At 45.5% G+C, this 11,634-nt stretch carries 9 protein-coding genes and 1 pseudogene; 8 read left to right on the forward strand and 2 right to left on the reverse strand.

Annotation, left to right across the window (positions count from 1 at the left end; all coding sequences use genetic code 11):
- Positions 1 to 170 precede the first annotated feature (170 nt).
- The 8 genes from Q0R35_RS10065 to Q0R35_RS10100 all read left to right on the forward strand — a co-directional run bounded on the left by Q0R35_RS10065 (position 171) and on the right by Q0R35_RS10100 (position 9,931).
- On the forward strand, positions 171 to 815 hold the full coding sequence (locus Q0R35_RS10065; protein ID WP_295617055.1) for an urea amidolyase associated protein UAAP2: 645 nt from the start codon (positions 171 to 173) through the stop codon (positions 813 to 815).
- Positions 816 to 975: 160 nt separating this feature from the next.
- Positions 976 to 2,208, forward strand: a complete 1,233-nt coding sequence (locus Q0R35_RS10070; protein ID WP_295617058.1) for an aromatic ring-hydroxylating dioxygenase subunit alpha — start codon at positions 976 to 978, stop codon at positions 2,206 to 2,208.
- Positions 2,205 to 3,089 carry a sugar phosphate isomerase/epimerase gene (locus Q0R35_RS10075; protein ID WP_295617061.1) on the forward strand — a complete coding sequence of 295 codons (885 nt, stop codon included), beginning with the start codon at positions 2,205 to 2,207 and terminating at the stop codon, positions 3,087 to 3,089. The genes Q0R35_RS10070 and Q0R35_RS10075 overlap by 4 nt, the downstream gene beginning before the upstream one ends.
- Positions 3,090 to 3,215: 126 nt before the next feature.
- Positions 3,216 to 6,815, forward strand: coding sequence for an urea carboxylase (gene uca / locus Q0R35_RS10080; RefSeq protein ID WP_295617064.1), 3,600 nt, complete (start codon positions 3,216 to 3,218; stop codon positions 6,813 to 6,815).
- A 317-nt stretch (positions 6,816 to 7,132) separates the two neighbouring features.
- Positions 7,133 to 8,011 carry a DUF2382 domain-containing protein gene (locus tag Q0R35_RS10085; protein ID WP_295617067.1) on the forward strand — a complete coding sequence of 293 codons (879 nt, stop codon included), beginning with the start codon at positions 7,133 to 7,135 and terminating at the stop codon, positions 8,009 to 8,011.
- A 27-nt stretch (positions 8,012 to 8,038) separates the two neighbouring features.
- On the forward strand, positions 8,039 to 8,461 hold the full coding sequence (locus Q0R35_RS10090; protein ID WP_295617070.1) for a CAAD domain-containing protein: 423 nt from the start codon (positions 8,039 to 8,041) through the stop codon (positions 8,459 to 8,461).
- Positions 8,462 to 8,766: 305 nt separating this feature from the next.
- Positions 8,767 to 8,916 carry a DUF2382 domain-containing protein gene (locus Q0R35_RS10095; RefSeq protein WP_295617073.1) on the forward strand — a complete coding sequence of 50 codons (150 nt, stop codon included), beginning with the start codon at positions 8,767 to 8,769 and terminating at the stop codon, positions 8,914 to 8,916.
- A gap of 250 nt (positions 8,917 to 9,166) precedes the next feature.
- Positions 9,167 to 9,931 (forward strand): CAAD domain-containing protein, encoded by a 765-nt coding sequence (locus Q0R35_RS10100; RefSeq protein WP_295617078.1) that lies wholly within the window; start codon positions 9,167 to 9,169, stop codon positions 9,929 to 9,931.
- A gap of 71 nt (positions 9,932 to 10,002) precedes the next feature.
- On the opposite strand, the pseudogene Q0R35_RS10105 reads toward Q0R35_RS10100, so the two are convergent.
- Together Q0R35_RS10105 and Q0R35_RS10110 are read right to left on the reverse strand one after the other, a co-directional pair.
- Positions 10,003 to 10,245, reverse strand: a pseudogene (locus tag Q0R35_RS10105) (2Fe-2S iron-sulfur cluster-binding protein).
- Between the two features lie 63 nt (positions 10,246 to 10,308).
- On the reverse strand, positions 10,309 to 11,505 hold the full coding sequence (locus Q0R35_RS10110) for a bifunctional 2-polyprenyl-6-hydroxyphenol methylase/3-demethylubiquinol 3-O-methyltransferase UbiG (protein ID WP_295617080.1): 1,197 nt from the start codon (positions 11,503 to 11,505) through the stop codon (positions 10,309 to 10,311).
- Between the last annotated feature and the right edge of the window lie 129 nt (positions 11,506 to 11,634).

Here is an 11,634-nt window from a genome sequence, read left to right on the forward strand (position 1 = left end):
TCCCCTTATAAAGGGGAGGGAGCAAGAAAAGCCCTCCCCTTATAAAGGGGAGGGAGCAAGAAAAGCCCCCCCTTTATAAGGGGGGGTTGGGGGGGTAAAGATCTATGCAGTAACTGAAAGAGATCGATCGAGTCCACATCCATCAACATCTTTACCCCCACAAAATAAACATGATTTCTACAATTTCCAACCCCACACTCGATTCGGCTAATGCTATTTACGATGAAGTAATTCCCGCCCGTCAACCGTGGTCGCGCGTAGTCAAATCCGGTCAGATTCTCCGCATTATCGACCTCCAGGGAAATCAAGCCGTCGATACATTATTTTATAATGCCCACGATTCATCCGAGCGATATAGTGCCCCCGATACGATCGTCCGTCAGGGCAATATCTTTATCACCACTGGTACCAAGATTATTTCCAACGAAGGGAATGTGATGATGACAGTTGTTAACGATACCTGCGGTCGTCATGATACAGTCGGCGGTGCGTGCAGTATGGAGAGCAATTCTGTACGGTATGGTTTGCATAAGAAGCATCTCCACGCCTGTGTCGAAAATTACTTACTAGAACTGAGTAAGTATGAGATGAATAAGCGAGATTTGGTGAGTAATATTAACTTCTATATGAATGTGCCTGTCAGTGCCGATGGCAGTTTAGAAATTGTCGATGGTATTTCTGAAGCAGGTAAAATAGTCGAGCTACAAGCCGAAATGGATGTGATGGTATTAATTTCTAACTGTCCCCAAGTAAATAATCCCTGTAATGCCTACAATCCCACCCCAATTAGATTAGTAATTTGGGACAAAGTATAAATTAGTTGAAACCGATCGTAGATCTGAATCCCCCTAAATCCCCCTTAGAAAGGGGGACTTTAAATCCGGTTCCCCCCTTTTTTAAGGGGCTAGGGGGGATTTCTAGGGTTTACGCTTAACAAACTAGACTTTTCAAATATCCTCTAGGCACTAAATTGTCATGTCAGTATTAAATCCAAAATTTTCTGCTCAAATGCAATTAACCGAACTTCAGCAAAAAATTCAGCAGACTGCGGCAAGAATGCCAGCCGCCGCGACAGCTCTTCCCGCCCAAGCTTATACCGATCCAGACTTTTATCAGTGGGAAGTCGAGCATATTTTCCACAAGCAGTGGCTGTGTATCGGACATATTTCGCAAGTACCCAAACCAGGGGATTATGTCAATCTCGATCTACTCGATGAGTCGATTTCGATCGTCCGTGGCAAAGACAATCTAATTCGCGTGTTGTCGCGGGTATGTCCCCATCGCGGCATGGACATGATGCCGCCAGGATTCGGACATCCAACCGAGGGTAATCGGCGCAGTTTTTTGTGTCCTTATCATCACTGGAGTTATGGCTTAGATGGATCGCTGATGGGTGCGCCAGAAATGCAGCAGAGCGAGGAATTCGTTGGCGGAGCCTCTCAGAAGGAGAATCGAGAGAAGATTTGTTTGCCCACCTTTCGATCGGAGATTTGGCAAGGATTTATATTTGTCACATTTGACTCCCAGCTCGAACCTGTCAGCACTCATTATGCGCGCCTATTGCCATATCTAGAACGCTGGAACATGGCAGAAATGAACATGGTGGCAAATTTGAAGTGGGAGTGCCAGTTTAACTGGAAGGTGCTGGTTGAAAATTTTATGGAATCTTACCATCATTTAGGTGCTCACTCCAAAACTCTGGAACCGATGATTCCGGCGACAGGTACTTGGGCAGAACCGGAATTAGCAAATGGAATTGTCTGCCATCTACCGTTGGCAAAATCGATCGTCGAAAAGATGAAATCAGGGCAGCCCGACCAGATGTTTGCGGCTCCCAGTCATCTGCAAGCTAGCGATCGCGAACGCTATTCCGTGTGTCTGGGCACCCCCAATTTCTTACTATTTATCGGCCCCGATCGCGTTTACTGGTATTTATTATTACCTAATAGCGAACGGGAAATGACTATTCACACCACCTTATTAGTCACACCTGAAAGTCAGGAATTGCCAGACTTCGATCGCCTGCTCGATCGAGAAATTGTCGCACTCAAGCAATTCCACTTAGAAGATGTCGAAGTGTGTACCGCCGTCCAACGCGGACTGCGTTCTTCGGTGTATACACCGGGGCCACTCGGACATCTAGAAATATCAGTTTGGCAATTTCAACAGTATCTAGCTCGGCAAATTCAGGCAGTAACTAATAAATGAAACTACTAATGCTCCGCTCGATTTGGTCGGGTGCGCCTCATCTAATTGGACACGATCGCATCGAACAAACTGTTAAAGCTGGATTTGATGGGTTAGAGGGGCCGATCCCTAGAGCAGCAGCACAACGCCGTCAATTGCGGAAACAGCTCGATGAGAGCGGGCTGGTATATATTGCCGAAGCCACGACTGGAACCGATGCTGAAGCTGAAACTTGGTGGATTCCACAGCGCGATCGCACGATCGAAGATCATCTCGATGACTTACGTTGGTCTGTCGAGCACGCAGCCGAAATGGGGGCGATGTTTGTTTCGACGATGTGTGGTTATGATGGCTGGTCGTGGCAGCAGAATATCGAGTTCTTTGGTAAAGCTTTAGAAATTGAGCGAGATGCCAAAATTTCGATCGGCTTTGAAACACACCGCAGTCGTTCGCTGTTCAATCCTTGGATTACCAGGGATTTACTACTGGAGTTTCCGGCAATGAAACTCACCTGTGACTTTAGCCACTGGTGTGTCGTTTGCGAACGCCTAATCGATACTGAGTGGGACATTCTCGCACTATGCGCCCAACGAACGCTACACGTTCATTGTCGGGTTGGCTATGCTCAACACGCTCAAGTCCCCGATCCTCGCGCCCCAGAATACATGCAGGCACTCGTAGCTCATGAAAGATGGTGGGATCTAATTTGGCAACACCAGGCACAGCAGCAGATGAACGTAACGACAATGACACCGGAATTTCTCGATGATGGCTATATGCAGACATTACCATACACGCAGAAGCCCGTTGCCGATGTTTGGGAAATTACTTGCTGGATGGCACAGCGACAGCGACAACGGTTTGCCCAAACATACAATCGAGTGTTGGCAGTCGATCGTTAATAAAACCGAATTTTCACCGATTGACGATCTCTAAGATTAATAGATCCTGGCTGCTTTCCTAATTTTACCGTTGGCGTAGCCTCTCGGAACGAGAATCGATAATCCATACCTCAAAATCCACACATTATGCTCAAGCGAATCCTCATCGCCAATCGTGGCGAAATCGCCTGTAGAATCATCCGCACCCTCGACAGTTTAAACATCGAATCGATCGCGATCTATTCTGAGATCGATCGACATGCACCGCATGTAAATATGGCGACCGAATCTTTTTGTGTTGGTAAAGCTACCGCCGCTGAAAGTTATTTACAAGCCGATCGAATTCTCCAAATTGCTCAGGAAAATCGCGTCCGCGCCATTCATCCCGGCTATGGTTTCTTGAGTGAAAATGCTGCATTTGCGATCGCATGTGAAGCCGCCCAGATCGCTTTTATTGGCCCGACACCAGCCCAGTTACAACAATTTGGACTCAAACATACTGCCCGATCGATCGCGGCGGAGAATGGCATTCCGATGTTAGTAGGGAGCGATTTACTTCAGAGTCAAGCTCAGGCAGAAACGATCGCGGCTGAGATTGGTTATCCAGTGATGCTCAAAAGTACGGCTGGGGGTGGCGGTATTGGGATGGAAATCTGTCGGGATAGTGATAGTTTAGCAGCAGCATTCGATCGAGTCGATCGATTGAGCAAGCAAAATTTTAGTCAAGGTGGGATTTTTTTAGAGCGTTATCTCGATCGCGCTAGACATATTGAAGTTCAAATCTTTGGTGATGGGAAAGGGACTGTAGTTGCCTTGGGAGAACGGGATTGTTCGCTGCAACGCCGCAATCAAAAAGTAGTTGAAGAAACTCCCGCTCCAGGTATCGATGATAACTTGCGATCGCAACTATATTCAGCCGCTATTAAATTAGGGAAAGCTGTCAACTATCGATCGGCTGGCACTGTAGAATTTATTGTCGATGCCGATAGTCAGGAATTCTACTTTTTGGAGGTAAATACCCGCCTTCAAGTCGAACATGGTGTGACGGAATTAGTCGGCAATATCGATTTAGTTGAATGGATGGTGCGATTAGCAGCGGGGGAAGATCTAAATTTAACTAATTACCAATATCAGCCCCAAGGACATGCAATTCAAGTCCGCATTTATGCCGAAGATCCGCATCACAATTTCCAACCGAGTGCTGGCTTATTAACCGCAGTAGATTTTCCCGATGATGTGCGGGTCGATAGTTGGATTGTCGCCGGAACGGAGGTCACGCCTTATTACGATCCATTACTCGCGAAAGTTTTGGCACATGGGAGAGATCGAAATGCAGCAATTTCTCAACTTCAAACTATTCTAAAAAACACCACGATCGCCGGAATTGAAACCAATCTCGATTACTTATTTCAAGCAATTTCCGCTTCTGAATATCAAGCTGGAAATGTCCACACAAAGTTTTTAAATACTCTTAATTATCAGCCCCAATCGATCGATATTCTCGATCCTGGTACTTATACCACTATTCAAGATTATCCCGGACGAATCGGTTACTGGGATGTCGGCGTACCGCCATCTGGCCCGATCGACAATTTAGCATTTCGACTGGGGAACCGACTCCTAAATAACCCCTCAGATGCCGCTGGCTTGGAATGTACGGTGTCAGGGCCAAAAATTCGGTTCAATTGCGATCGCTCGATCTGTCTGACGGGAGCGCAGATGACAGCCACCCTCGACGGCGCACCTGTGCCCTGGTGGACGGTGATTAATGTCAAAACAGGTAGTGTTTTGAAGCTATCCGGCATTACTGGAAATGGCTATAGAAGCTATCTTACGGTTGCTGGCGGCTTTGATGTCCCCAGCTATCTCGGCAGCAAATCTACCTTCACTCTCGGTCAATTTGGCGGGCATGGGGGAAGGACTTTACGCACTGGCGATGTTCTGCATCTCAACGATTCATCTAAAAGTATTCCCCAGATCGGTCTCGCTCCCGAATTAATTCCTAGCTATACGAATCATTGGGAAATCGGGGTAACTTATGGCCCTCACGGTGCGCCAGATTTCTTCACGCCTGAAGATATCGAGATGTTTTTTGCAACCGACTGGGAAATCCATCATAATTCAGCACGGACGGGAATTCGGCTGATCGGCCCCAAACCAGTCTGGGCGCGGACGGATGGTGGTGAAGCAGGCTTGCACCCATCCAATATCCACGATAATGCCTATGCGATCGGGACTGTCGATTTTACGGGCGATATGCCGATTATTCTCGCCCACGATGGCCCTAGTTTGGGTGGTTTTGTCTGTCCCGCGACGATCGTACAAGCAGAATTATGGAAAATTGGTCAACTCAAACCAGGCGATCGAGTTCGATTTTACCCAATCTCGATCGAGCGTGCCAATGCCCTCGAACTTGCCCAAGATCGGGAGATTGACACACTTGTACCTGAAGTAAGAGATGATACTCCAGAACAAGTATTATTGATAGATAAATTACCTGCCAGTGACAGTCTAACTACCTATCGTCGATCGGGTGATAAATATCTATTAATTGAGTACGGCGAATTAGTTCTCGATCTCAACTTGCGATTCCAGATTCACGCCTTAATGGAATGGCTCAAAGCTAATCCGATCGAGGGGATTATCGACTTGACTCCAGGCATTCGATCGCTTCAAATTCATTACGATAGTCGCATTTTACCAGAACGCGAATTGTTGGATTTATTAACGATCGCTCGTTCTAATCTACAGAATATTGACGAGTTAACCATACCCACCCGCATCGTGCATTTACCCCTATCTTGGGATGATGATTCGACCCGACTGGCGATCGAAAAATATATCCAATCCGTCCGCGATGATGCGCCGTGGTGTCCGAGTAATATCGAATTTATTCGGAGAATTAATGGTTTAGATTCGATCGAATCCGTGCGCGAAATTGTCTTTGCCGCCAGTTATTTAGTATTAGGATTAGGCGATGTCTATTTAGGTGCGCCCGTCGCTACCCCGATCGATCCGCGCCATCGGTTAGTCACGACCAAATACAACCCCGCTCGGACTTGGACACCCGAAAATGCTGTCGGTATCGGCGGCGCATATATGTGTATCTACGGTATGGAAGGCCCCGGCGGTTATCAATTTGTCGGTCGTACCGTGCCAATTTGGAATCGTTATCGTCAGACGGCAGACTTTACCAAACCGTGGTTGTTACGCTTTTTCGACCAAATTAGGTATTTCCCAGTTTCGCCAACAGAACTATTACAATATCGGGAAGATCTGATTTATGGGCGGGTAAAATTAAAAGTCGAATCAACAACATTTAGCCTATCGGCATATCAACAATTTCTCGCCAATAATACCGATGATATTGCTAGGTTTAAAAATACCCAACAAGCGGCATTTCAAGCCGAAAGAAATGCCTGGGCAGCCGCTGGTGAATTCACCAGACAAGCCATCGAACCAGAGGCTGCTCCGCCCCCACCAACTCTGGAGCTACCGCCCAATTGTACGCCGATCGTCGCACATTTAACCGCCAATGTATGGCAAGTTTTAGTGAAGCCAGGAGACATAGTAAATCCAGGCGATAAACTAGTAATTTTAGAAGCGATGAAAATGGAAATGACCATCGAAGCCGAGGAAACAGGATCGATTGATATTGTGTATTGTACGCCCGGACAAATGGTATCTACCGGACAAGTCTTGTTAGCATTGAGAAGTAGTAACGCTCAGAGTCTAACAGATCTTTAATTGAGCGATTGGTAGTCTAGAATTACAGGTCATCCGGGTAAAACGATCGACCGTACAGAAACCTACGCTAAGACGATCGCTGATTGCTGTAAGTATCGAAATACTAGCGGCATAGATGTGGCACTAGAAGCCCTTTTTGAGCGGCGCAGGGCACTGTTACCACACACCCGTGCAGAAGTGGTGGCATTAACGCCTAATGCCAATATCTCTCCAATGGAACCCCCAGATCTACAAAACGAGGGATATCTAAAAATAGTCCAGCATCTAGACTTTTAAATACATAAGTTTTTAAGACTTTAAGCAGAGGATTAAATTAAATGGCTCTTCACAAGATTGCGGACTTCAATCCAGATTACAAGCAACACTTTAACGGTCGCGAAATTAAAGGCTTAGATGTGTATGCTGGCGAAGAGAAAATCGGGTCGGTCGATGATGTTTTAGTAGACGATGGCGGACGGTTTCGTTACTTAGTAATTAATACTGGCTTATGGATTGTCGGCAAAAAAGTGTTACTACCGATCGGCTTGGCGCATGTAAATGCCGATAGTACGCGAATCTACGCTCAGAATCTTACTAAAGCTCAAGCTGAAGCATTACCCGAATTTACCGACGATCTTAAAATCGATTACGATCGCGAAGAACAAGTCAGAAATGTGTATCGTCCGGCAGCATCTATGCCCCAAAATCGTCCCCCAGTGACTGGTGCTGAAGACATGCAAAATATGCCAGCAACTACTAGCATGGTAGCCGATCGCGATACATACAATTACGAGAAAGAACCCAACTTATATAATTTAAGCGAACAAAATCATTCCAGTCTCAAGCTGTACGAAGAACGATTAGTTACGACTACCAATCGTCAAAAAACTGGCGAAGCGATCGTCAGTAAGCATGTCGAAACTGAAACAGCAACAGCATCGGTGCCCGTCGAAAAAGAACGCATTGTTGTCGAGCGGATTCCTGGTAATGCTGAAGCCGTAGTTACTCCCAGCGCAACCAACTTTCAAGCAGGAGAAGTTGCCCGGATAGAAGTCTACGAAGAAGTTCCAGAGTTTCACAAAGAAGCATTCGTCCGCGAAGAAGTCCGGGTTAGCAAAGTCGTAGACAAAGAAACCGTGACCGCCCAAGAACAACTTCGCCGTGAAGAGCTAGATGTCAATGTCGAAGGTCATCCTGTAGTCGAAACCAAAACCTAATTTAACAATAGTATCCAAAAAATTGTTATGACTCTTGAAACTACCCAACTAGACGATCGGCAGAATATGTATGCCGACCTGTCCGCAGCCGCCCCAAATTCGCCTGACTCGGCAACCAAATCGGCGCAAGAACTTTGGTTTACAATCCAGACTAAAAACCAAGGCTTATTTGATAATATCTCATCGAAGACGACGACTTTTATTAAAGAAAATCAGCAATTGCTGACAACATTAGGCTTATTTTTCTTAGGAATTATCAGCCTCCGATTGTTATTTGCTGGCTTGAACGCGATCGAGAGTATTCCCCTCATGACACCATTACTCAAAATAGTTGGTGCATTCTACGTCGGGCGATTTGTCTGGCGGTACTTAATTCGCGAACGCGATCGTCACGACTTAATGGAAGCTGTCAAACGGACTAAAGCCGAAGTCTTAGGCGGTCAGAATTAAGCTAACTTAGATAATTTTCTCCACCCTCACAACTTAGATTACTTCGCGGTATCCAGCTTAGTTAAACAGCATTTGTTAATAACTGACTGGATACCTCTTATTTAGGTCTACTTGTTAAATAAATATCGACCGGGTAACTATTCAAACTAACTAAAACGATCGTAAATCGACCGCCCAAAGCTAAGATCGCTACTTAGCTCCCTTCAAAGCCGCTCCCAATGCCATCAAACTCTCCGACAATACTACCGAATCCGCCATCGCGCAACTAGGCTCCAGCGGCATCACCTATATCAATATCAAATTGTATGAAGAACGAACGAGTCGAGATTGCCAAACAGATCGAGCAAACTACCGCTACCAGCCAAGAACAGCTCCGCCATGAAGAGCTAGAGCTACACACCGAACCACTGCCGAATCGCGTTGGTGTAGCCTCTCCCCTGGAGAATCGCAACTAATTAATAACGCCCAGATTTGAGACTAGATCTATCTATTGATTCGAGCTGGCTCCCTAGATCGAATGATAATTAATAACGAGCATAGTTTTAGACTTAAATAAGTGAGTTGAAAAAGCGTATTTATAGCTGTAAATATCGATGAATTGCTGGCACTTAACACCATCAATATTCTCAGTATTAGTAGAATTTTAGGTAACGAGCTAATCGACTAATTCAACTTTTTATTATTTTATTTATTGAGGTGACTACCATGAAATCTGATATTGCATTGCACGAAATTATGCGAATCGATGAATATGAAGATGAACATGCAGACACAGATTTAGCAGCTAAACCTACTGCTAAAGAAGCTGAAATCGAGTCTGAAAACTCAGTAGCTACTCAAGCACCACCTGAATCTGCCCCCACTAATTCCGAGTCATCCATCTCAGTAGATATTCCGACTGATACCATCATTAATTATGACGAACCGCCAACAGAGCTAATCGATGCTACTGTCGCAGAAACGGTGATGAGAAACGATATAACTCCAAGTGAGTTAGCAGATATGTCTGCGGTTGAAGACATCGGTAATGATGAAATCTCAACTGAGTCAGCACTATCGACAAAACCTGCGATCGATCTCGAACAACCTATACCTGAATCAGCCGATCTTCCTACTGCTGAAGATAGTATTAATGATGAAACTTTCGTAAAACAGATCGGATCGATCCCAGGTAACGCCGTCGGATTTTTTGAGGAAGTAATCTCATCTACTACTGAAGTCTTCAAAAATAATCGCAAACTGCTGATAAACTTAGGCATAATTTTCTTAGCTTTAATTGCTACCAAACTTGCCTTTGCCGGACTGAGTGCGATCGACGAGATCCCGCTCGTTTCGCCATTACTCAAACTAGTTGGTTTGTTTTATGTGGGGCAATTTGTGTGGAATTACCTAATTCGCGAACGCGATCGTCAACACCTAGTCGAACAATTCAACAGCCTTAAATCACAAGTTTTAGGCGATCGTAATTAAGTAAATCTAGCTAAATAGGTGAAAAGCAGGCGAGACTTATAAATCTCCCCTGCTTTTTTAAGTAGAAAATCTTACCAAATCGGATCGTCATAACGATGGACTATCAGTATAGATTCGCCACTTGGAATACTTGCCAAACAAGCCCGCACGGGATTTTCTCGTCCTTCGATTTCCACTTCGCAAGCATAACAAGAACCCATCTAACAACCAGTCGGAATCGTAATTCCCGCGCGATCGGCAACATTTAATAATGGTTCGCCCGGTTCGGCGGTCACAGTAACTTTATCGGGTAAAAAATGAACGGTTACAGACATAAATTTGTGAGTCAATCGGGTGTGTTTAGAACACCGACTTCTTAGAAAAGTCGGTGTTTTGCCTTAACTTTTAACTTTAAGCATAATCATTTTATTAGCTAAGAGCGATCTAATATTATCGATCGATAATTCGCTCGAACTTAACAGTTCGCTAACTGTTAACTGCCGCTCCTTATCGCAAGCTTGCATAAAAGCAAACTCAGCATCGGATAGATTAATTAACTTCCAATCGCAATTAAACACATTCTGACTTTCCCAACCTTCAATACAAGTGTGCCGATGGGGAATTGCCGCCAGCAAAATCTCATCTTGCGTCCAATCGATAGCCTTTGGTAACGGCGGTTTCGCCAAGAAAAATTCATAGTGAGCGACATCGGGATCTAGCAATTCGATCAGTCGATATTGGGCGCGAATATCTAACTTTTTCGCACGCTCTAAAGCTTCGGGTGCCTTACCTAACAGCCGCTCCAAATTCCAAAAGTCAGGATTAGAAAAACCAATAAAATCTAACCCAGAAGCATCGATGAGTTCAAATAATGTCTCGATATTATAGTCAATTTCCTGGGGATGAACGTACATATCGGCAAAACATTCATCCTGATGATTTTCCATCGCCCAGCGTTCTTTTTCCCGCTTGAGAATGCGATTATTCTCAGGTAGCGCAGCAAATACCGATCGACCGATTTTAACCCCATCTTGATAGTCGCCGCGCTTATCGCCCTGCAACATGCCGATCGCTTTTTGCATCAATTCAATTTCCCACCGCCCTAACTCACCATAGACGAAAATATGCATCAACCCACCGGGGGCTAATTTGCCCGCCAAGGCTTGAATACCGCGAATTGGGTTGGGGGTATGGTGCAGAACTCCGACCGAGTTAATTAGGTCGAATTCCCCCGGTAACTGGGCAACATCGAACAGACTTAGATGATGAAATTCTACTCTTGTCGCACCCGATCGCGTACAGCGTTCTGTGGCAACTTTCAGCGCGCCCGGACTCAGATCGATCGCCGTTACCTGCGCCTCAGGATTGAGATGCACCAAGCTATCGGTACTCACCCCCGTACCGCAACCCGCATCGAGAATCCGAATATCTCGTCTTTGGGGCATCTGTCCGGTACAAAAATTATAAGCCGCATCCCATTGCCACCGCCAGTTAAACCCTGGCGGCGGCTCGTCGAGCAAAGGTTCTGGCGGGAAAGGATAAGTATCGTAGAGATTTTGAACTGCTTGACTAATCTGGGCGGGACTGGCTTCCATAACTCGATGCTGCTTGAAGACTCGATCGTCATTTTAGCTCAATCTTGCTAGTGTCAAATTAGATTTCTAGGGTAATGTGTAGATAGATCTGTAGTTAACGCTGGGGTTGTTGGGTTTCATTCTTCAACC

This window comes from Chamaesiphon sp. GL140_3_metabinner_50 (assembly GCF_025361915.1).
In the GTDB taxonomy this organism is placed as follows: Bacteria; Cyanobacteriota; Cyanobacteriia; order Cyanobacteriales; family Chamaesiphonaceae; genus Chamaesiphon.